At 72.0% G+C, this 20,872-nt stretch carries 19 protein-coding genes and 1 pseudogene; 9 read left to right on the plus strand and 11 right to left on the minus strand.

Going from position 1 to position 20,872, the window contains the following annotated elements:
- Positions 1 to 34: 34 nt before the first annotated feature.
- Entirely contained in the window at positions 35 to 1,840 is a 1,806-nt protein-coding gene (locus WMF12_RS12140; protein WP_437870946.1) for a hypothetical protein, read from the minus strand.
- 762 nt (positions 1,841 to 2,602) lie between these two features.
- On the opposite strand from WMF12_RS12140, the gene WMF12_RS12145 reads away from it, so the two are divergent.
- Complete coding sequence (locus tag WMF12_RS12145) at positions 2,603 to 3,217, plus strand: hypothetical protein (RefSeq protein WP_437870948.1); 615 nt, start codon at positions 2,603 to 2,605, stop codon at positions 3,215 to 3,217.
- Positions 3,218 to 3,307: 90 nt separating this feature from the next.
- Here WMF12_RS12145 and WMF12_RS12150 read toward each other — a convergent pair whose 3' ends face one another.
- Together WMF12_RS12150 and pepN are read right to left on the minus strand one after the other, a co-directional pair.
- Positions 3,308 to 3,955: a class I SAM-dependent methyltransferase gene (locus tag WMF12_RS12150; RefSeq protein ID WP_437745773.1), complete on the minus strand. Its 648-nt coding sequence runs from the start codon at positions 3,953 to 3,955 to the stop codon at positions 3,308 to 3,310.
- A gap of 35 nt (positions 3,956 to 3,990) precedes the next feature.
- Complete coding sequence (gene pepN, locus WMF12_RS12155) at positions 3,991 to 6,606, minus strand: aminopeptidase N (RefSeq protein WP_437870951.1); 2,616 nt, start codon at positions 6,604 to 6,606, stop codon at positions 3,991 to 3,993.
- Positions 6,607 to 6,981: 375 nt separating this feature from the next.
- Here pepN and WMF12_RS12160 point away from each other — a divergent pair, with 375 nt between their 5' ends.
- Positions 6,982 to 7,641, plus strand: coding sequence for a Uma2 family endonuclease (locus tag WMF12_RS12160; protein WP_437870952.1), 660 nt, complete (start codon positions 6,982 to 6,984; stop codon positions 7,639 to 7,641).
- A 49-nt stretch (positions 7,642 to 7,690) separates the two neighbouring features.
- Here the strand turns inward: WMF12_RS12160 and WMF12_RS12165 are convergent, their stop codons facing one another.
- The 3 genes and pseudogenes from WMF12_RS12165 to rarD all read right to left on the minus strand — a co-directional run bounded on the left by WMF12_RS12165 (position 7,691) and on the right by rarD (position 10,337).
- Positions 7,691 to 8,755, minus strand: a complete 1,065-nt coding sequence (locus WMF12_RS12165) for a lysylphosphatidylglycerol synthase domain-containing protein (protein ID WP_437870953.1) — start codon at positions 8,753 to 8,755, stop codon at positions 7,691 to 7,693.
- Positions 8,756 to 8,973: 218 nt separating this feature from the next.
- A pseudogene (locus tag WMF12_RS12170) lies at positions 8,974 to 9,351 on the minus strand (TauD/TfdA family dioxygenase); the annotation flags it as partial.
- A 59-nt stretch (positions 9,352 to 9,410) separates the two neighbouring features.
- A complete protein-coding gene (rarD, locus tag WMF12_RS12175; RefSeq protein WP_437870956.1) occupies positions 9,411 to 10,337 on the minus strand; it encodes an EamA family transporter RarD in 927 nt (308 codons plus the stop codon).
- A gap of 335 nt (positions 10,338 to 10,672) precedes the next feature.
- On the opposite strand from rarD, the gene WMF12_RS12180 reads away from it, so the two are divergent.
- On the plus strand, positions 10,673 to 11,020 hold the full coding sequence (locus WMF12_RS12180; protein ID WP_437870957.1) for a hypothetical protein: 348 nt from the start codon (positions 10,673 to 10,675) through the stop codon (positions 11,018 to 11,020).
- Between the two features lie 100 nt (positions 11,021 to 11,120).
- On the opposite strand, the gene WMF12_RS12185 is transcribed toward WMF12_RS12180, so the two are convergent.
- On the minus strand, positions 11,121 to 11,492 hold the full coding sequence (locus WMF12_RS12185; protein ID WP_437870960.1) for a thioredoxin family protein: 372 nt from the start codon (positions 11,490 to 11,492) through the stop codon (positions 11,121 to 11,123).
- A gap of 100 nt (positions 11,493 to 11,592) precedes the next feature.
- Here WMF12_RS12185 and WMF12_RS12190 point away from each other — a divergent pair, with 100 nt between their 5' ends.
- The 5 genes from WMF12_RS12190 (at position 11,593) to WMF12_RS12210 (ending at position 15,203) form a co-directional block, all read left to right on the plus strand.
- Positions 11,593 to 12,129: an RNA polymerase sigma factor gene (locus WMF12_RS12190; protein ID WP_437870961.1), complete on the plus strand. Its 537-nt coding sequence runs from the start codon at positions 11,593 to 11,595 to the stop codon at positions 12,127 to 12,129.
- 90 nt (positions 12,130 to 12,219) lie between these two features.
- Positions 12,220 to 13,038 carry an N-formylglutamate amidohydrolase gene (locus tag WMF12_RS12195; RefSeq protein ID WP_437870963.1) on the plus strand — a complete coding sequence of 273 codons (819 nt, stop codon included), beginning with the start codon at positions 12,220 to 12,222 and terminating at the stop codon, positions 13,036 to 13,038.
- Between the two features lie 112 nt (positions 13,039 to 13,150).
- The gene (locus WMF12_RS12200) at positions 13,151 to 13,765 is read left to right on the plus strand and encodes a helix-turn-helix domain-containing protein (RefSeq protein WP_437870965.1); all 615 of its coding nucleotides are present in this window, start codon (positions 13,151 to 13,153) and stop codon (positions 13,763 to 13,765) included.
- Positions 13,756 to 14,574, plus strand: a complete 819-nt coding sequence (locus WMF12_RS12205) for an SRPBCC family protein (RefSeq protein WP_437870968.1) — start codon at positions 13,756 to 13,758, stop codon at positions 14,572 to 14,574. Before WMF12_RS12200 ends, WMF12_RS12205 begins: the two co-directional genes overlap by 10 nt.
- A gap of 224 nt (positions 14,575 to 14,798) precedes the next feature.
- Positions 14,799 to 15,203, plus strand: coding sequence for a hypothetical protein (locus WMF12_RS12210; protein ID WP_437870969.1), 405 nt, complete (start codon positions 14,799 to 14,801; stop codon positions 15,201 to 15,203).
- A gap of 118 nt (positions 15,204 to 15,321) precedes the next feature.
- Here the strand turns inward: WMF12_RS12210 and WMF12_RS12215 are convergent, their stop codons facing one another.
- From WMF12_RS12215 to WMF12_RS12225, 3 genes are all read right to left on the minus strand, one after another.
- On the minus strand, positions 15,322 to 16,305 hold the full coding sequence (locus WMF12_RS12215; RefSeq protein ID WP_437870972.1) for an STAS domain-containing protein: 984 nt from the start codon (positions 16,303 to 16,305) through the stop codon (positions 15,322 to 15,324).
- 6 nt (positions 16,306 to 16,311) lie between these two features.
- The gene (locus tag WMF12_RS12220; RefSeq protein ID WP_437870974.1) at positions 16,312 to 17,499 is read right to left on the minus strand and encodes an FIST signal transduction protein; all 1,188 of its coding nucleotides are present in this window, start codon (positions 17,497 to 17,499) and stop codon (positions 16,312 to 16,314) included.
- 163 nt (positions 17,500 to 17,662) lie between these two features.
- Positions 17,663 to 19,222 carry an SLC13 family permease gene (locus WMF12_RS12225; protein WP_437870975.1) on the minus strand — a complete coding sequence of 520 codons (1,560 nt, stop codon included), beginning with the start codon at positions 19,220 to 19,222 and terminating at the stop codon, positions 17,663 to 17,665.
- A gap of 135 nt (positions 19,223 to 19,357) precedes the next feature.
- Here WMF12_RS12225 and arfB point away from each other — a divergent pair, with 135 nt between their 5' ends.
- Entirely contained in the window at positions 19,358 to 19,789 is a 432-nt protein-coding gene (gene arfB / locus WMF12_RS12230) for an alternative ribosome rescue aminoacyl-tRNA hydrolase ArfB (protein WP_012234976.1), read from the plus strand.
- 53 nt (positions 19,790 to 19,842) lie between these two features.
- On the opposite strand, the gene WMF12_RS12235 is transcribed toward arfB, so the two are convergent.
- On the minus strand, positions 19,843 to 20,796 hold the full coding sequence (locus WMF12_RS12235; RefSeq protein ID WP_437870976.1) for a Uma2 family endonuclease: 954 nt from the start codon (positions 20,794 to 20,796) through the stop codon (positions 19,843 to 19,845).
- Positions 20,797 to 20,872 lie beyond the last annotated feature (76 nt).

Raw genomic sequence — 20,872 nt, forward strand, 5'->3', positions numbered from 1 at the left:
GGCTGGCTCCTCGGGCTCGTTGTTGAGATTGAACTCAGTGTTTACGACTGGAGCGGTGGAGATACCCCCCGGGGAAGACCGCCTTCTGCGGTTGCCCAGTCTTGATCGTAGGAGGACGGATCGTCCCCGGCGCGAGGAGGGCATAGTATCCCTGAGCGTCAGCCAGCGACAGCGACGACATCGGCACGTCCGGGGTGAAGAGCTCGCAACCCGCCTTGCTGGCGTTGTAAGCGATGCAAGCCTTCGTCTCGCACTGGTGTCTGCAATAGTCGATGCACCTCTCGGTCGAGGGGTCGGTCAAGGAGTCGGTCAAGGACGCGCACGCCTGCCCGGAGCCTGGTACGGGCGTGACGCTGACCTTGCTCGAGGAGACCCTCAACCCTTTGATGTCGGCATAGGGGGGCTGGAGCGTATCCGGCGCCGTGCCCGGCTTGCCGTTGTCAAAGTCGAGCAGGAAGCTGAAGTCAGTCCCGAACGCGGTCTGCGCGACGCCGTGGCATCCCTTGCAGCCCCCCATGTTGTACGTCGCTTTGTTGTATACGATGTTGTCGCAGCTCCCGAACGTGTTGCCGCCGAAGCCTGGGCCGCTGAAGTTGTTGAGGAACTTGTCCGACTCGACGAACAGGTTGGCCATGTAGTAATTGGCATCATCCTGCAGGCACTTGCCCACGTTGCCGTCCTGCGCGCTGATGCAGGCGAGCCCAGCCTCCATTTTGATGGAATCCGAATCGGTGGGATTCGCTTTCGGGGGAGGGGCGCCGATGATGCCGCAGTCGGTCACGTCGGCCTGCACGCCGATGAGCTGGTAGTTCGCCCAGACCGAGCGGAAACCTTGCAGCTGCTGGCGCATGAGATCGTTCACCTTCTGGATGTCCGCTGGGATCGCGTGGTTCTTCTTGCGGTCCGTGTTGGGGTCAGGGCTCTGCCGCGTCGCGGGCGCCGGCGCTGACGTCTCCGCTCCGTCGCCGTCGAGCGTGACGTACTCATCGCCTGCATTGGCCTCTCCGACGTGCTCGAACGAGGTGAAGACGAAGTCCGGGTAATTCTGCAGCTTTCTGATGATATGAAGCCCTATCAGCGCGAACGTGTCGTTGTAGTACTTGTACTTGTAGGTCTGTGACTCCGGATCGTATTCGTCTTGATAGTAGAGGGCCTTGGAGGTGTAATATTGGGTGGCGTCCTCGGACGGGAGCAGCTTTCGCCATGCGGCCTTGATCTCGATGGCCCCCTCGTTCGTACCGTCGCCGCAGGGGAGGCAGATCGCTTGACTCGGCGGGCAGCTGCATTGAGCCGCATGGTCGTACTTCCCATTCCGTATGTCGTTCCGCGCGCTGAGCTGGGCCGCGCACAGGCTCCCGTGGGCTCCGGTCCCGTCGCACTTCGCGATATCGCCGACGTTGCCCGTGTTCTGATCAGGGTACTTGTTGCGGATGTACTCGTACTCGTCCCGGTTCACCTTCGCCTCGAACAAGATCAGCGAATCTTGCCTCCGAGCGCGCGGCTGTCGCGCGTACTGGCCGAAGATCTGGCAGGAGGCGATCTCGCTATCCTCGTCGAGGTTGTTCCAGAGGCCCAGCTCTGCGTCGCTGGTCCCCTTGGAGAGCGCCACCTGGTAAGCATTCGTGTACGTGGGCGTGCCCAGCTTGTCCCAGGGGAGCGTGAGCGGTCCATTGGGCCGGAGCTCGGTCTTGTGGGCATAGGTCTGCCAGACCAGGAGATCATTCGATTGACCGAGAGCCTCGCCCTGGGGGGTCCCTCGCCGGATGGTCTGGCCGTCCGGCTGCGCAGCGACGCGGTTCAATGCGAGGAACTGTTGCCAGGCAAACTGGGCGCTGTACACCAGGCTGCTTGGCCGCGGCAGCGACTGAGGCAAGCCATTTTGAGCCGCCGCAAGGACGTTTTTCGCCAGATCTGCATGAGCGCCCGACTGTGCCGCCGCATCCGTCTGCGGCGGTCGCTGAGGGTCTTTCGTCAGGCCGCTCGAAGAGCAATCCATCGTAGCCATCGCTCCACCCGCGATGAATGGAAAGGCCGCCGCCGCCCTGAGCATTCGAGAGAATCTTGTCATGATCGCTGCGCTTCCTGCATTTGGAGGAGTTGACGTTCCGGGTTCGGATTGGCCGAGGTCCGGGGCCTGGCCGAGGGCAACCACCGTGATGCGAATGTTGCAATGACGATGCCAGCCGCCATTGGACGGCTCGGCGCTGCTCTCGGTGAGGCTTCAGGGCGATCTCGGACCGAGCCGACCGGTGGAGCGCCGGCGGAGATCCAGTCGGACCTGCGGCAGGCGCGTCGGGCGAAACCCGCGCGGGGGCGACGAGGCCTTGCGTCTCGAAATGAAGCGGCGCTTCCCGGCGGGAAACAAGGCCTGCAGCGCGACGGGGGCGGCGAGGCGTGCCGGAAGGTCGGACGCCCAGGCGCCTGTGGGGGGGTCCTGGGGAGGAAGCGCCCTTGCGCTGGGGGACCGAAGGGCCGGTCCTGGTGGCACGTCGCTTGCTGTGACGCTTCGCCAGAGAAGCGAGGCGCTCAAGCGCTGCTAGCTGACCGAGGGGAGCGCTGCTGCCGCGCCTGCGTCCCAGGTCTGCGCGGTAAACGCCCACGGATGGAAGAGAACAACATGACAATGCACATCATTTTTCTGATCGATAGCAATGCTCTCAAGCAGAATCCTGGAGGGCAGTTTGGTAATCCCAACAATTATCCGGGCCCGCACCCTCCTCTCAAGTACGGGAGAGGAGACGACCCCAGCACCTACACCAACCAGAGCGGGGACACTCCCGTGACTGTGTACTTCAACGAGGAGGTCCTCATCTACGTCCAGGACTCGAACTCCAACATCGGTGTGGCTTGCGCCCCGGTGGGGTTCGTCGCGATGAGCTGGGAGCAAAGCCCGATTACCCTCGATGACCTCACCGGCGGGGATGCGGTCATCGGAGACATCAGCTTCCGGGACACTCGCGTCAATTCGTATGGTTACGACTATGTCGCCGGTTCGAACTCTCCGTGGGCGCCGGAGAATGACAACACCAGTTACCTGGTTACCCGCCATGACGCCAGCCTGACTTCGCCGGTGAAGCGCAACCCGTACATCCTTGTTCCGGCGCTCGCCACTCCGGGCACGCTCCAGTACGGCCTCGAGTTCTATTGCGCGATCGGCGGAGAATATATCGGTAACTACTGGTTCGATCCCTCGATCACGATCGCAGCACCGCAGTGACCACGGGCGCCGGCGTCCACGGTTCGCCGCCGCGGAACAGTCCCGCCAGGGATCGCTGGCGCACGGAACTGGCCTGGTCGACCGACGAGCTCAGCCGATCGCCTCGGCCGTGAGCAGGCGCGTCCTCCGGCCCGAGGCGAGCGTGAGGTGCTGTCCCCAGCTGGTCTGGTGCGGCATGTCCCCCTCGACGAGCTCGCTCGCCCGGATCTCGAAGCCCGCCGCGCGGTAGGCGGGGCGCAGCGTGTCATCGACCCACGCGTCCGAGAGCTCGGGGAGCCCGAGCCGCGCCGCGTAGGGCCGGTCGTCGAAGACGCTCTGGTTGAGCAGCGCGATGAGCTCCCCGCCCGGTCGGACGAGCCGGCGCAGCGCCTCGAGCACCGGCGCCTCGGGCAGCACGAGGGCCGAGAGCAGCGAGGCCCAGGGGAAATTGAGGGTGAGGGTGTGGGCGAGCCCGGTGAGCTCCTCGGGCAGCGCCTGCACGGACGCGACGACGAAGAGCGCGTTCGGCCGGCCGCCCCGGGCGACCTTGCGGCTGGCGCGCCATGACACCTCGCGCATCCGCTCCCCCGCGGGGTCGATGCCGATGCAGTACGTATCGGCGTGGGCGCCGGCCGAGCGGTACACGAAGCGGCCGTCGCCTGTGCCGACGTCGATGAGGACGCGCGCGTGGCCGGCGAGCTTCGCCTCGAGGTCCGCGCGCGTCCACGTGTGGGACGTCTTCCCGAGCTGCACGATCATCGTCGCCTCGAGCGCCGCTCTCCCTGGTTCCTCGCTCAGCCGGGGGCGTCCCCGCCCCCCGGGCGGTGCCCCTCGGCGCTCGCCGCCGCCAGCTCCCGGCAGGCGAGCGCCCGCACGAGGTCGTCGCTCGCCTCGCGGAGCATCCGGACCAGCATCGGCAGCCGCGGCGCCGCCGGCGCGCCGTCCGGGGCCCGCCCGAGCGCCGCGGTCCGCGCCTCCGCGCGGGCGACGAGGTCCCGATCGACGCGGTACGAGGGGAACAGATGCGTGAAATACGCGGACGCGAGCTCGTGCGTCCGCGTCTCGAAGACCTGCTGCACCCGCTCGAAGAACGCCTGCGCGTACGGCTCGAGCAGCGCGCGCTGGAACGACCAGTTGAAGCCCGACATCGCCGCGCTGGTGAGGTGCAGCGAGCCGTACCCGTCCTCGTGGAAGCGCGCCCACGCCGCGGCCTTCACCGCCGGATCCGGGCGCGCCGTCTCGGCGCGCAGCGCGGCGCGCTGGCCGCGGTCCGACGGGTCGCGCTCGCGCTCGGCCGCGAGCCGCTCCTCCGCGCCCTTCATGCCGCGCGCGATCCACTTCACGGCGACCGTCCAGCGCATCTCCTGGTCGATCGCGAGGCCGTCCACCTCGATCTCGCCGTCCACGAGGCGCGCGGCCAGCGCGAGATCCGGCGCGGAGTACGCCGCGTTGAAGAGCGCCCGCGCCCACACGATCTGCGCGTCGCCGCGGGGGGCCGACCGCAGGGCCGCGAGGGCGAGGCCGGTGAACGCGCTCGCCTCGGCCTCGCGCAGGGGATCCGGCACGTAGCGCGCGAGCGCCGTCACCGCGTTCGTGAGCACCGGGTCGACGAGCGAGAGGTCCGGCTCGGCGGGCAGCTTGTCCCTCACCAGCGCGAGGTACGCGGGGGAGGCGAGCTTCTGGTCGCGCACCATGCTCCAGAGCGACGACCAGAGCAGCTGTCGCAGGAGCGGATCGTCCACGCGGCCCATGTGCTCGCGCACGAACGCGAGCGAGGCCGGGTCGAGCGCGATCTTCGCGAACGTGAGGTCGTTGTGGTTGGGGAACACGAGGAGCGGCGCCCGCTGCCCCCGCGCGGCGGCGACCTCGGTCGCCGCGCCGTCGATCTCCGCGGGCACCGAGTCGACGACGAGCGCGCCGTCCTCCTCGCGCGCGAGCGCGACGTCGATGCGGTGCGGCCGGAGGGTCGGGTAGTCGGCCGGCGCCGTCTGCAGCACGCGGAGCCGGCCGATGCGGTCGCCCTCGGGCTCCCACTCGGCCGTCAGCGTGTTGAGGGACGCCTGCTCGAGCCAGAGGCGCGACCACGCGCCGAGGTCGCGGCCGCAGCCCTCCTCCAGCGCGGACAGGAACTCGCGCAGCGTCGCGTTGCCGTACTGGTAGCGCTTGAAGTACCGGCGCATCCCCTCGCGGAAGGCCGGGAGGCCGATCGCCGCGACGAGCTGCTTCATCGCGGCGGCGCCCTTGCCGTACGTGATGCCATCGAAGTTCAGGAACGTGTGCTCCGTGTCGGCGAGCTCCCCGGCGATGGGGTGCGTCGTCACGAGCTGGTCCTGCCGGTAGGCCCAGCTCTTCATGACGTTGAACGCCTTCCACACGGCCGGCTGGAACCGGGTCGCCTGTTCCATCGCGAGGAAGGCCATGTACGTGGCGAAGCTCTCGTTCAGCCAGAGATCGTTCCACCACCGCATGGTCACGAGGTTGCCGAACCACATGTGGGCCATCTCGTGGAGGAGCACCTCCGCGCGCGTGAGGCGCTGGTGGTCCGTCGGCGGGTCCCGGAAGATCATGCGCTCGCTGTGGGTCACGGCGCCGACGTTCTCCATGGCGCCGGCGTTGAACTCCGGGACGAAGACCTGATCGTACTTGGTGAAGGGGTAGGGGTAGTCGAAGAACTCCGGGTAGAAGTCGAAGCCCTGCTTCGTGATCGCGAAGAGCTCCTCGGCGTCGAGGTGCCTCGCGAGCGACCTGCGGCAGTAGAGGCCGAGGGGGATGCCGCGGTGCTCGTCGCGGACGCCGCTGTACGGGCCGGCGATCAGCGCGAAGATGTAGGTGCTGAACCGGGTCGTCTCCTCGAACACCCGCGTCGTGCGCCCGAGGCCCGCGCCGAACGTGCGGGTGACGCGGGCGTTGCCGATGACCTCCCAGTCCTCGGGCGCGGTGACGGAGAGCCGGTAGCTCGCCTTGATGTCCGGCTGATCGAAGCAGGGGAACACGCGGTGCGCGCTGAACGGCTCGAGGTCCGAGTAGAGGTAGTCCTCGCCGTCCTCCGGGTCGCGGAAGTGATGGAAGCCGTCGCCCGTGTGATCGTAGTCGTTCTCGTAGACGACGCGCACGCGCGTCTCCGGGTCGAGCAGCTTCCCCGGGAGGAGGATGCGGCAGTCGGACCACGCGGGCTCGACCTCGACGCCGTTGATCTCGAGCCGCTCGATGTGCCGGCCGCGGAAGTCGATGAAGGTGTCGCCGCGGCCGCGGACGTCGAAGTAGGCGATCGCCTCGCCGCGGTAGCCGCGGGCGCCGCGCGAGAGGTCGAGGGAGAGCTCGTAGCGCGCGTTGCCGATGCGCGCGGCGCGCTCCTCGGCCTCCTTCTGGGTGAGCACGTCCCGTCCAGGGCCGCCGGTCGTCTCCGTCATGACTGCACACCGTAGGACGAACCGCCGGAGGGTGGCCAGCGATCTGCCGCGATCGCGGTCGCTGCGCCGTCGGGCGACCGCCGCGCCGCGCGTCCGGCTGCCGCTGCCGCGTGGCCGCGAGGCGCACGAGCGGGCGCCTGCCAGGCGGCCGGGCGAGGGAGCGGACGACCGGGCAAGTGAGCCGTCCTGCACGGGCGACACACCGGGGTCCGGACCCCTCTCGAAAACGCTGGGTCGAGCGATTTTTGGGGCAAATTTGTGCCGGAAAACGCGTTTTCGGCGAAATTCTGTGCCAACAACCCAGCATGCACCCTCCTCGTTGTGCCAGAAGGCGGTGCCGCACCCCTCCGGACCGCAGAGCAGAGCGCGCGCGGGGTGCCGGATCCCCCCGGGCGTAAAGGAGCGCGAGCGGGGGAGCGCAGCGCGGCTCGGCGTGGCCTGGAAGCGTCCCTTGGCCTGGAGCTGCCGGTGTACTACCCGGCCGAGCGGATGGTCGCTCCCGACGTCATCGCGGTGCTCGACGTCGAGGTGAAGGAGCGCGCCCACTGGTCGGTGAGCGCCGAGGGCAAGGGGATCGACTTCGCGCTGGAGATCCTCTGGCGCGGGAAGAGCAAGAAGGACCTCGAGGACAACGTCACCCGCTACGCGTCGCTGGGCATCTCCGAGTACTTCGTCTTCGACCGCAGGCGAAGGCGGCTGCGCGGCTTCCGGCTCGCCGAGGGCAGCGCGCGGTACCAGCCGATCGTCCCGCAGGAGGGCCGGCTCGCGAGCACGGTGCTCGATCTCGACCTGAGCCTGGAGGGAGACCGGCTGCGCTTCTTCCACGGGCTGGCGCCGCTGCCGGAGACGCACGAGCTGCTCGCCCGGCTCGGCTCGATGGTGGGCGACCTCGAGGCGCGCATCGAGGAGACCGAGACGAGCCTCGACGAAGAGCGGCGCCGCCTCGATGCGGAGCGGCTGCGCGCCGACGAGGCCGAGCGGCGGCTGGCCGAGGCCCTGGCGGAGCTGGAGCGCATCAAGCGCGAGCGCGGCTGAGCGCACGCCGGAGGCGCGAGCGACTCCCCTGGTCCCAGCCGAGCTCGGCTCAGGGCGCCGGAGGGCTGCGGCGCCACACGAGCGCGACGGCGATCCCCGCGAGCGCGAAGGCCGCCTGGAGGAGGTGGACGAGCAGCGAGATCGCGACGGCGGAGCTCGCGGTGAGGCCGAGCAGCGAGGCGGCGAGCGTGAACGCCCCGTCGGTGGCGCCGATCTGGCCCGGGATGAGGTCGCCGGCGGCCGTGCCGGCGGCGCCCACGCCGTACGCGGCGAGCGCGCGGAGGGGGCCGCTCTCGGCGCCGACGACGGCGAGCAGCACGCCGTACTGCACCGCCTGGAGCGCGCGGCCCGCGAGGCAGGCGGCGAACGGCCAGGCCGGGACGGGCGGGCGCTCGAGGACGGCCTCCTGGAAGGCGGTGGCGAGCTGGCCGGCGCGAGCGAACCGCCGGGTGATCCACGCCGAGGCGGCGCGCTGCCGCGCGGCGAAGGCGACGCCGAGGCCGCTCGCGACCAGGAGGGCGGCGTGCGCGAGCACGCCGAGGGCGAGCGGAGAGGCGCCGCCGATGTGGAAGAGGGCGATGGCCGCGAGGAGCGACAGCGGGGCCGAGGACAGGAGCGCGAGCGACTGGTTCGCCGTGGCGATCGCGGCCGCGCGCGCGGCGCCGACGTGGGGGGAGAGCAGCGCGGCCTTGACCGCCTCGCCCGCGGGGCGGCCGGCCGGCATCAGCGTGATGACCGGATAGGTGACGACGTGGATGCGAAGGAGCTCCGCGGCCGGGACGCGGCGCGGCGCGCAGAGCACGCCGGTCGCGAGCGCCTCGCAGCCGATGCGCGCCGCCTCCAGCGCGATCAGGAAAGGCACGAACGGCGCGGCGCGGGTCACCGCGGCGAGCATTTCCGCCGCGCCGACGTGGCGGATGAGCGCGGCCAGCGCGGCCAGGCCGAGGCCGCCGAGCGCCGCGTGGAGCAGGGCCTTTCGTCGCGCGCGGCGGGCGGCGGGCGCGTCCGGGGCGGCGGGCGGAGCGGCCGGGACGCGCGCCTCGCCGCCGGGCGCGGGACTGGCATCGCTGCCGGCGCATTCCTCTGCCGCTCGGGCCGGAGGCAAGGGAGCCATGGGAAGGGGATGTGCTGCGAGGAGCGTGCCGGCGCCGTGTGGGTGCGGCGTGCGCACGCGGCGGTGAGCTGCCTCGCGGAGCGCACGCGCCATGGGCATGCAGCGCGCGCACGCGGCGGTGAGGCTGGGGCTTCGAGCTTCTCGGCGAGCAGGAGCTCACGTGGGGACACCTACGGATGAGCAGCGGTGAGCGCCCCGGTGCTCGCGGGCGCGGCCGCTCACGCCGGATCGAGCGGGGCGTGGAGCCGCGTGCCGGGTACGACGATGCCCCCGCGGTCGCCGGGGGTCAGCGCGCCGTAGCGCTCGCGGAACACCGGCGGCAGCGGCCGCGCCCCGGGCGGAGCGAGCCAGAGGCGGAGCAGGTGCCGCTTGCGATCCGGGTCGGGCCAGTCCTCGAAGGCCGTGCGATCGTGGAGCAGCGTGTGGTTGTGCACGAGCTGGATGTCGCCCGGGCGGAGCTCCATGATCATGTGGAGCGCGGGGTCGTTGGCGAGGGCATCGAACAGGTCGAGCGCCTCGATCTGCCGCGCGCTGAGCGGCGGGACGTCGGGAAAGCGGCGGGCCGACTCGATATACTGCCGCTGGTAGATGCCGGTGCGGTCTCTTCGGAGCTCATTCGGCGGTTCAAATTCGTCCTGCCTCGCCTCCGGTGCGCTCAGGACGCGCTCGTCCTTCCCGAGCGGCGCGCGCGAAGCACGGCGTCGGCGCTGAACACCGCGAGCCCCGTCCAGATGCAGGCGAAGCTCACGGCCTGGGCCGTGGTGAACGGCTCGTCATAGACCAGCACGGCCAGCAGGAACTGGCCGCTCGGCGCGAGGTACTGGAGGAAGCCGACGGTGGTCAGCGACAGGCGGCGCGCCGCGTTCGTGAACCAGACGAGCGGCAGGGCCGTGATGATGCCCGTCGCGGCGAGGAGGAGGTGGGTCCGCAGATCGGCGCGGCCCGCGGCGCCGGCGCCCTCGACGTGGAGGGCGGCCAGGTAGGCCGCGCCGAGCGGGGCGATGAACGACGTCTCCAGGGTGGAGCCGGGGAGCGAGCCGACGGCGGCGACCTTCCGCAGCAGGCCGTACACCCCGAACGTGCTCGCCAGGCCCAGGGCGATCCAGGGGATCGAGCCGGCGCGCACCGCCAGGTACACGACGCCCGAGGCGGCGAGGCCGAGCGCGAGCCACTGGGCGGGCCGCAGCCGCTCGCGCAGGAAGAGCATGCCGAGGAGCACGCTGAGCAGCGGGTTGATGAAGTAGCCGAGGCTGGCGTCGAGCACGCGCCCCACCGCGACGGCGTAGATGAAGAGGACCCAGTTCGCCGACACGAGCGCGCCGGTCGCCGCCATCGCCGCGACGACGCGCCGGTCGCGCAGCGCAGCGCCGAGCGCGCGGAGCTGCCCTGCGGCCAGCGTGAGCGCCACGAACGAGAGCAGGCTCCACACGGTGCGATGGGCCAGGAGCTCGACCGCGCCGACATGACGGAGCTGCTTCCAGAAGACGGGGACGAGGCCCCAGGAGCTGTAGGCCGCGATCCCGTAGGCGACGCCCCACGCGGCCTCCTGGCGGCTGTCGCGAGCATCTTCGGGCGTGCGCATCGGGGTCGTGCTTCCTCGGCGGCGTCGCTCGACGCCGCCCGCCGCCCGGCGCCGCTGCTGCGAGGCGCCGCTCGCGTTCGATCGGACGGCGAACATGGCGAACCTGCTCGGCCATTTCAAGCCCTGCCTGAGAGCGCCGGCTCGCAGGCTCGCCGCGAGGCCGCGTGGCATCCGCGTTGCTGGATGCGGGGCGCGGCGCTGGAGTCCGCAGCGAGCACAGCGAGGTAGGTATGCGAAGTGTCTACGCTTCAGCAGGGCTATGTGCAGCGATGATGGTCGCGTGCACGGGAGAAACGACCGGCGAGACGCGGCCAGGAGGCGCACAGCCTGAAGACATGGGGTTCGTGACCGTCCAGTGGTCCATCGAGGACAAGACCGACGCCGCTCAGTGCAAGGCGCGCGGCGCGACCGCGGTCGAGCTGGTCCTCATCAACACGAAGAATAACGAGGTCACGCGGCAGGTGGTCCCCTGCGAGCGGTTCGACGCGAGCGTGCAGCTCGTCGCCGACGACTATGTCGGGACGCTCTCGCTCGTCGACGAGGACGGCAGGCCGGTCAGCGACCCGCAGGCGGTGGGGCCGTTCGATGTCTCCGGGGACGAGTCGACGACCCGCAAGGTCAGCTTCCCCGCCGCCGAGAGGCAGCGCGGTACGCACCGGCAGCCCGAAAGGCCACGGCGGTAAGCCACAGGCGGATCGCGCCGGGCGCGCCCGAGCCCCTTCACGCGCCGATCGCGGGCCGATCGCGGCCGCCTGCCCGCGGAGGCGCGCGATCGCGCCGCCCTCACGGCGGCGAGGGCGCTCGGTCCCTCCCCGCGCCGCCGGGGAGCCCGCCCCCTTCGATCAGCCGGAGGAGCTTGTCCTTCGTGGTCAGCCCCACGTGACGAGCCACCTCCTTGCCCCCGACGAACGCGACGACGGTCGGGAACGCGCGGATGCCGAGGCGGCGGGCGATCGCCGGGCACCGATCGCCGTCGACCGCCACCACCTTCAGGCGCCCTGCGCCTTCCTCCGCCAGCTTGTGCAGGATGGGCGCGAGCGCGCGGCACGGCGGGCACCACTGCGCGGTGAGCTCGACGAGGACGGGCACCCCGGCCTCCAGCACCTCGGCGTCGAAGCTCGCCTCATCGATCTCGCGGACAGGATTCATGGACATGGCGTGAACCTCCATGCCCTGGCAGGTCTCGAGGGCGGCATCCATTACAGCCCTCGCCCGTTGTAATGTGGGCGCGGCTCGACACCTGACCTCCTGGACCATGGGCGCCATCAAGGACGCGGACGATCTCCTCAACCATGTGTCGCACCTTGTGCGCTCCGAGCGTTCGGCGCTCGCGGCGCTGGCGCGCGCGGAGGGGGTGACACCAGAAGATGCGGTCGACTGCGTGCAGGAGGGCCTCTGCACGCTGCTCACGCTCGCGCAGCGGGGCGCCCTCCCGGAGGACGTCGGCGCGTGGGGGGGCGTGCTCGCCGGGACGGTGCGGAACGCCGCGCGCAACCGGCGCCGCCGTCATTTCCGCGCCCGGCCGCACGACGACGTGGACGCGCACCCGGATGCCGCGGGGGACGTCCCGGCGACCGACGAGGCGATCGCGCGCGCCGAGGAGCACGTCCGCCTGCGCGCGTGCGTCGAGGAGCTCTGCGAGATCCAGAAGGCCGTCGTGACGCTGCGCATGCTCGAGGAGCAACCCGGAGAGGACGTGGCGCGCGCGCTGGGCATCTCGGCCGGCCACGTCGCGGTGCTCCTGCACCGGGCCAAGCTCGCGCTGCGCGCGTGCATGACGTCGCCGCACTGAGCCAGCGCGCCGCGCGTGCTGCCGCGCGCCCTCGCGAGCGCGCGCGCGGCGCCGGCGCGCCGGTGTCTGCTATGTCTTGGGCGAGACGTCATGAGCCCTCCTTCGCCAGCCTTGCGTATCCTCGCGCCCGATGAGCCGCCCGCGTTCGAGGTGGTGAACCCCGAGGGCCGCTCCAGCGCGGTCCTGCTCTGCGACCACGCGTCCAACGCGGTTCCGAGGAGCCTCCCCGAGCTGGGCAGGCAGCACGAGGCGCTCCGCGAGCACACCGGCTGGGACATCGGCGCGGCGCCCCTCTCGCGCCGCCTGTCCGCGCTCCTCGACGCGCCGCTCGTGCTCTCCGGCTACTCGCGGCTCGTCATCGACTGCAACCGGCCGCTGGGCTCGCCGACGTCCATCCCCGAGATCAGCTGCGGCGTGTCCATCCCCGGCAACGCCATCGACGCCGCGGAGGCCCGCGCGCGGGCTGACGCGTGCTTCTGGCCCTACCACCGCGCGATCACCGCGCTCCTCGACGCGCGGCGGGACCGCCGGAGGCGCACGGCGATCCTCAGCATGCACAGCTTCACGCCCGCGATGCCCGGCCAGGACCGGCCGTGGCACGCGGCCGTCCTCTACGGGCGCGACCGCAGGCTCGCCGCGCCGTTCCTCGAGGCGCTGCGGCGCGAGCCCGGGCTCTGCGTCGGCGACAACGAGCCCTACCGCGTGACCGAGGGCGGCGACTACGGGATCCCCACGCACGGCGAGGCCCGCGGCCTGCCCTGCGTGCTCCTCGAGATCCGCCAGGACGGCCTGCTGAGCGACGAGGGCGTGGAGGCCTGGGCCCAGCGCCTCGCGGCGAGCTACCGGGCCATCGAGGCAAGCGGCGTCGACCTGAACGCCCTCTCCCCGGACGCCGCCGCCGGTCGGTGACGTAGGCGGGGCTCGGGGCCCGACGGCGCGGGGATCGGGCCCCTCGCCATGGCGGGGAAAGTACGGCCTGCGGTCATTGACAAAAAAAATTGTCAATGATACCCACGGCGGTGTGCTCGACGTCGACGTCATCGAGGATCCGGCCGCGGCTGCGGCAGCGCTCGAGCCTGTCAGGAGCCGGCTGCTCTCGGAGCTCTCGGCGCCCGCGTCCGCCGCGACGCTGGCCGCGCGCCTCGGGATCGCGCGCCAGAAGATCAACTACCACCTGCGCGCCCTCGAGGCGCACGGGCTCGTGCGCATGGCCGGGACGCGCAAATGGGGTGGGCTGACGGAGCGCCTGCTGGTCGCGAGCGCGGCTTCCTACGTCGTGTCGCCCGGCGCGCTCGGGCCTGTCGCCGCGGATCCGGAGCGCGCCTCGGACCGCCTCTCCGCGACCTACCTCATCGCCCTGGGCGCGCGCGTCGTGCGCGAGGTCAGCGAGCTCCTGCGGCGCTCGCGGGAGGCCGACAAGCGCCTCGCGTCGCTGTCGATCGACGCCGAGGTCCGCTTCCGATCGCCGGCGGAGCGCGCCGCCTTCACCGGCGAGCTCACCCGCGCGGTGACGGCGCTCGTCGCGCGCTACCACGACGACGCGGCGCCAGGCGGGCGATCGCACCGCCTGGTGATCGTCGCTCACCCCACACCCACACCGAACGAAGCACCACGAAAGGAGTCATCATGCCCGTGAGAAAAGACGCGTCCGGCCGTCGCATCGTCGAGGCTGAAGTCGAGGTCCCCGGCAGCCCCGAAGAGGTGTGGCGCGCCATCGCGACCGGGCCTGGGATCTCATCGTGGTTCGTGCCGAGCGAGCTCGAGGAGCGCGAAGGCGGCACGACCGTCTCTCACTTCGGCCCGGGCACGAGCATGGATTCGGTCGCGACCATCACGGCCTGGGAGCCGCCTCGCCGGTTCTCCGCCGAGGCCCCGGAGGACATGGGACCCGGCGGCCCCAAGGTCGCCACGGAGTGGATCGTGGAGGCGCGGTCCGGCGGGACGTGCGTCGTGCGCGTGGTGCACAGCTGGTTCGCGAGCACCGACGACTGGGACAACCAGTTCGAGGGCCACATGCACGGCTGGGCGGCCTTCTTCCGCATCCTTCGGCTCTATCTGGCCCATTTCCGTGGGCAGCCCTGCGCGGCGTTCCAGCTGATGGGCGCCGGATCCGAGCCCAAAGCCGCGACATGGGGCGCGCTCATCGGCCCGCTCGGGCTCGCTTCCGCCGCGGAGGGCCAGCGGGTGAGCTCCGCCGCCGGCGCGCCGCCGTTCGCCGGCGTGGTCGAGCGCGTCGGTCCGAGCGAGCACCCGGAGCTGCTCCTCCGGCTCGAGGAGCCGGCGCCGGGCATCGCCCACCTGTTCGCCCTTCCCATGGCCGGGCAGATCTTCCTGCCGATCCGGCTGTACCTGTACGGCGACCGGGCGCCCGCCGCGGCGGCGCGCGACGAGCCCGCGTGGCAGGCGTGGATGGCCGAGCGCTTTCCAGTGCGCGCGCCCGGTTGACCCTCCGAGGCACCTTGTCTCACGTGTGACGGCCTGACGCAGGCGAGCCTCCGCCGGGGGCGGCGGAGAGCGTCACTCCGGGACGGCGCACATCGCTGCGAACAGCCCGATTCCCATCGGTTTCCGGCAAAGGCTCGGGGCGGCACCGTTCGTGTATCGCCAGGCTCATGGCAGCGCTCGGCCCTCGCGCCGGCGCTCGTTCAACGGAGTCGATGGAGGTACCGATGAACCATGCAGTCAATCCGAGGTGGTGGGATGATCACAAGACGTCCGGCTGGGACCGCGTGAAGGAGGCGCTGCGCCGCGACTGGGAGCAGACCAAGGCGGACTTCACCAACACCAAGGGGCAGGAGCTCAACCAGGACGTCGGCGATACGGTGAAGCAGGCGCTCGGCAAGCAGCCGATCCCGCCGCGCTACGTGCCGAACACCGACTGGGACCAGGTCGAGCCGGGGCTGCGCTACGGCTGGGGCGCGGCGAGCCATTACAGCGATCACACCGACTGGGACGATCGGGTCGAGAGCAAGCTCAGGGAGGAGTGGAACGACCTCAAGAGCGGGCGCACCTGGGACGAGGCGAAGAGCGCCGTGCGGCGCGGGTGGGATTCGGCGCGGCGCAAGGTCTCCTGAGCCGCGCCCGGGCGCGCGGGCGCCGGACCCGGCAGCGAGGCGCGGGCGCCCAGGCCGGCGACGGCGCGCGGGACGCCGCTGCCAGGTCCGGAGGAGGCGCCGGCGGTCCTCGACCGGATCACCGCCTCGACGGCGGGAGCAGCTCCCTCAGCGCGTCGTGCAGGCGGCGGTACGTCACGACGTCGCCCCGCGCCACGCCCTCCCGGACGAGATCCCGGGCGACGTCCGGGCCGATGCCGGCGAGCACGCAGGTGCTGCCGAGCAGTCGCACCGCCGTCGCCACGCGCAGGAAGAGCGCGAGCGCGCTCGCCTCCATCCTGTCGAGCCCGGTGACATCGATGACCACGGCGCGCGCCCGCCTGGCCGTCACGGCGGCGAGGAGCCGCTCCATGAGGAGCGCGCACCGCTCCTCGTCGACGAAGCCGATCACGGGGACGCAGAGGATCCGGCTCCAGACCTCGATGATGGGCATGGATAGCGCCCGGATCGCGGCGCGCTGGTGCTCGATGAGCGTCAGCTTCTCGGTGATCTCCCGCTCGTACGCGAGGTCGCGCGCCCGCGCGAGCTCCTCCTCGGCGCGGGCGCGCGCGAGCGCCTGCGACGCCGCGGGCAGGAGGCGGCGCACGAGGCTGACGTGGCGCGCGTCGAAGAAGGCGCGGTCCGGATGGACCAGCACGAGCAGCGACCGCAGGGGGCCGGCGTGGAGCGGCGCGTGGAGCGCGGAGCCGTAGCGCGCGAGCACGGGCTCCGGCTGGCGCTGCCACTCGGCGAGCTGGCGGAGGTCGAAGCTGGCGACCGGCCGGCCCTCGAGCGCGCGCGAGAACGCGGGCCCGGCCTCCCATTCGGTCGCCGAGAGGCCCGGATCGGTCGCGACGAGGGCGCGGCCGTCCGCCCCCTCATCGAACGCGATCACGAGCCCGGCGGAGGCCCCGAGCCGCTGCGCGGTCGCCTCGACGACGCGCGCCAGCGTCTCCGTGAAGCTGCCCGGCTCCGTGAAGCGCAGGAGCACCTCCGCCAGCCCTTCGGCCTCCAGCCGGAGCGCTCGCTCCTCTTCATGCGCGCGTCGAAGCTCGGCGATCGTCTCGTGGGCAGCCTCGTCCATCACATCTCAGTCTCCGAGCAGGACGACGCTGATGGAGAGGTTCGCGTGCTGGTTCTTGCCCCGGGTGAAGCACCCCTGCTCGCCGAAGGTGAACCTGCCGAGGAACGGCGTCTCCCCGAGCGACGCGGCCACTCCCTGCACGACGCGATCGAGCTCGCCGCGCACGGCGAGCATGCACCCCGCGCAGAAGATCACGAGCGCGCCCTGCGCGCGGAAGGAGGGCGGCGCGGCCCCCAGCGCGGCGTCGACCACGGAGCGGACCCGGCCGATCACGCTCTCGCGCGATCCCTGCATGAGCACGAGCTCGTCGCCCTCGTTGATGTTGGCGCCGAGCGTCATGGAGTTGTCCTCCTGCACGGTGTCCGGGTGGATGAGCAAGAACTGGGGGACCTTGCCGATCCAGCCCGAGGGCCGCCCGAGGGGGTGGAGCGCCGTGTGCTCCAGGATCGTCCCGCCGCCGAGCTGCGCGGAGATCAGGCCTCCGGTCCAGCGGTTGTAGACCTCGGCGGCCGGGAGCCCGTCGATCTCGGGCAGGCGCCTGCCCTCGGCGCGGGTCACGCGACAGCGGTGCTCGGTGGGGGCATAGCCGCTGCTGAACGCATAGGAGATCTCCCCGGACGGGTAGAGGGCGGTCAGCAGCACCGCGCCCTCGTGGGCCAGCCCGCGCTCCATCTGCGATTGCCTGCCGACGATCGAGTCCGCCGCGGTGGAGCCGCCGAACACGGGCACGTTGGGGCCCACGACGTCCTCGATGCCGAGCAGGACGTCCTCCTCCGCGCCGGTCTGCACGCTGAGCCAGAGCAGGGCCGGGAGCTCGCCGGAGCGCCCGGCGTCCTCGATCGCACGCGCCGCGGCGCGCGCGCCGGCGGCCCGCGGGGCGCCGTCGATCCGCTCGGCCGCGACGCCATAGGCGCCCTGCGCGTCGGCGACCCCGAGCAGGGCGAGGCCGGGGCCGGGGGCGCCATGAACGCCGGCAGCGGTCATGACCGACTGGCACGAGCTCGATCCGTGGACGCGAACCGACGGCGGCAGCGCCGCGGTGGCGCGCGCGAGCTCGTCGACGTCATAGGAGGCCGTGTAGCTCAGGAAGACGTGATCTGGCTCCGCGCCGAGGCCCGCGCGCAGCGCCGACATGGCCTCGGCGAACGCGGCGCTCGCCCCCGCAGCGGTCGACGACGACGTGGCGATCTTCATCCCCGCGGCCCTCCCGTGCCCGCGGCCGGCGCCTGTGCGCTCCACAGGCCGTCTGTCGCGTTCATGACCTTTTCCTTCATCGGCGTTCTTTCCGCTTGCGAGGCGCCCGGTGATCCCCTGCGCCGGCGCTTATACACAAAACCGCACCACGCCGCCCCTGCGCTCAGCCGCCGATAAGGTGCCGCGCGTAGCCGTACACGTAGACCGTGATGATCGCGGCGGCAGCCACGTTGAGCAGGAAGCCTGTCCGGATCATCACCGGGAGCCGCACGTACCCGCTGCCGAACACGATGGCGTTGGGCGGCGTGCCCGTCGGCAGCATGAAGTCGCAGGACGCGGCGATCGTGGCCGCGAACAGCACGCCGAGGTCCTGCGGGAGCACGTTGAGCGCCACGTTCACCGTGGCGGTGTTGGAGGCCAGCGCCGACAGGGCGATCGTGCCGGCGCTGGCGAGCCCGAGCTGCGCGAGCAGCGGCGCCTCGGCGACGACCGCGAGCTTCGCGGCCATCCACGCCGAGAGCCCGCCGCCCTCGATGCCGGCCGCCATCGCGAAGCTGCCGCCGAGCAAGGCGAGCGTGCCCCAGGGCATCCTGCGCACGGAGGCGAGCGAGAGGGCGCGCAGGGCGAGCAGGCCGAGCGCCGCCAGGACGGCCACGGTCGCCTCGTAGTGCTTGCCCTGCACCTTGAAGCCGGCCGCGGCGCCCGAGCCGAGCGCGGCGCCCAGGCCCCTGAGCGCGGCCTGGAGGGGGGGCGCGAGCGCGGCGCGCAGCGGATCGCCGAGAATCCAGAGCGCGCTGGCCGCCGCGAAGATGGCGGCGACGGTCTTCTCGCCGCGGCTCATCGGGCCCATGGCCGCGAGCTCGCGGTCGATCGCGTCGCGCGCACGGCCGGGGCCGAGCCCGTCCCGCTTGCCGACGCGCCACAGGGCGAGCCAGAGCAGCGGGACGAAGAGGACAACGAACGGCAGGGCGATCGCCATGTACCGCAGAAAACCGAGATCGTGGCCCAGCTTGTCGGCGAGGAAGCCGCAGAAGATGGAGTTCGTCCCGGTGCCGATCTTCGTGCCGATCCCGCCGACGTTGGAGGCGTAGGCCACCGCCAGCATGATGGCCGTCCCGTAGTGCGTGAGCCTGCGCCCCCCGGCGGCCGACTCCAGCTGCGCGAGCAGGGCGAGCCCGATAGGGACCATCATCACGGCGGTCGCTGTGTTGGAGATCCAGAGCGAGATGGAGCTCGTCGCGACCAGCATGCCGAGCAGGAGGCGCTTCGGGTCCGTGCCGACGGCCCGCATGATGTGGAGCGCCACCCGGCGGTGAAGGCTCCACTGCTCCATGGCGGCCCCGATCGCCATGCCGCCGAGGAAGAGGAAGATGTATGCGTCGACGAACGGCGCGGCGGCGCGGGCCGCGTCGCCCGCGAGCCCGCGGCCGAAGACGCCGAGCAGCGGGAAGAGCACGAGCGGCAAGCAGGCGGTGAGCGCGACGGGGAGCACCTCGAAGAGCCACCACAGCGCCATCCACGCCGCGACCGCGGCCGCGTACGCAGGGCGGTGGCCATAACCAGGGACGGCGTGGAGCCCGCTCGGGACGAGCGCGATCGCGAGGGCTGCGGCCGGACCGGAGGCGACGCCGAGGCAGCGAAGCAGGCGGAGCCGCGCAGGCGGCGGGCGGCCTCGGTGAGGGGCGCCCGGCGGCGCGGCGGCGTGATCAGGGGGGCCCTGCATGGCGACTCTATCGCACACGCGCCTCCTCGCCGGCAGGCCGCGCCCTGCGCGCAGCGCGGCGGGCGCGGCGCGCGCGTGCTAGGCGTCAGCCGCTCCGCACGGCGCTCGCGCCGCCCGCAGGGCAGGAGAGCCGCCGTGTCCGATCCCCTCGTCGTCAACGATGCGCTGACCGCCCCGGCCGCGCTCCTCAGCTGGAGCGCCGTTCGCGCGTCGGGGCCCGGCGGTCAGAACGTCAACAAGGTCGCCTCCAAGGTGGAGCTGCGCTTCGACTTCGGCGCGTGGCCGGAGCTCGCCGACGACGCCAAGGCGAGGCTGCGCGTGCTCGCGCGCGGCCGGCTCGACGCCGAGGGGCGGCTGTTCATCGTGAGCCAGCTGACTCGCGACCAGCTGCGCAACCTGGACGACGCGCGCGAGAAGCTGCGCGCGCTGATCCTGCGCGCGCTCGAGGTGCCGGTGCAGCGAAGGCCGACGCGGCCGACGCGTGCGTCGAAGGCGCGGCGGCTCGACGAGAAGCGGCGCACGGGCGAGAAGAAGCACGTGCGCCGCGGCGGGGGCGATCACGAGTAACGGGGCGCGGGGGGAGGGCGTCCAGCGCGCGCCCGCGCCGCGGCGGCCCTCGCTCAGCGCTTGCGCCGGGAGCCGGCGACGACCTGGGCGGCGGTCGTCGCGGTCGCCGCGCGCTTGATCCATCGCCGTAGCTTCCCCAGATCCTCGCAGCCGGCGATCGCGCGGGCCACCTCGGCCGGCGTGGCGACCCCGCGCGACTCCAGCACTGTGAGGATGGCCTCCTGCGCCATCCTGATCTCGCCGCGGGCCTCGCCGCGGGCCTCGCCGCGCGCTTCACCGCGGGCCTCGCCGCGCGCTTCACCGCGGGCCTCGCCGCGCGCTTCACCGCGGGCCTCGCCGCGCGCCTCGCCTTCCGCGAGCGCTGCCTCGAGCGCGGGCACGCGCTTGTCGAGCAGCGCGCGCGCCACGGCGTCGTCCGAGGACGCGGCCTCGAGGAGCGCCTGGATCGGCAGCGGGCGCACGAGGCAGGGATCCTCGATGACCGCATCCTTCGGCAGCGGGCGCCAGCCGTCGGTCTCGCGCGACCACTCCATCACCCGGCGCTGCTTCACCAGGATGCAGAACACCCGCCGCACGCCGCGAGCGATCAGCAGGCGCGCCTTGGTGGTCGGAACGGCGAGGGCCTGCTTGTCGCTGACCTCGAACGCCAGCTCCTCCAGCCGCCGCCGGCCCGCGCGGTCGGGCTTCTGCGCGAAGACGCTGGCGTCGGCCGCATAGTCGCTGCCGAGATCGGTCCGGGTCAGCATGTCCACGGCGCCCCGGTAGCCCTCGGCGACGTGGGCGCCGAGGACGTAGGTCAGATCGAAATGCTGCGTCGCGTGCGGCGGATCGGCCGGGGCGGCGTAGACCTCGACGCCGTGGAGGTACTCCACCCGCGTCTCGGGCGGCGCCAGCCGGTCGTCCACGTGCGGCACGTGCGGGCGCGCCCTGCCGGCCGGAGGCGCGTGGACCGTGCGACCGGAGGCGCCGGCACCGGGAGCGAGGAGGACGTGATCGTGCCTGCGCATGAGCTCCATCATAGCGCGGCCAGCGACCGGCGGGCATCGCGGCGCCGGCGTCCGCGCGCCTCCGCCGCGCTGCCGC

This window comes from Sorangium sp. So ce363, assembly GCF_051520435.1.
Taxonomy (GTDB): Bacteria; Myxococcota_A; Polyangia; order Polyangiales; family Polyangiaceae; genus Sorangium; species Sorangium cellulosum_B.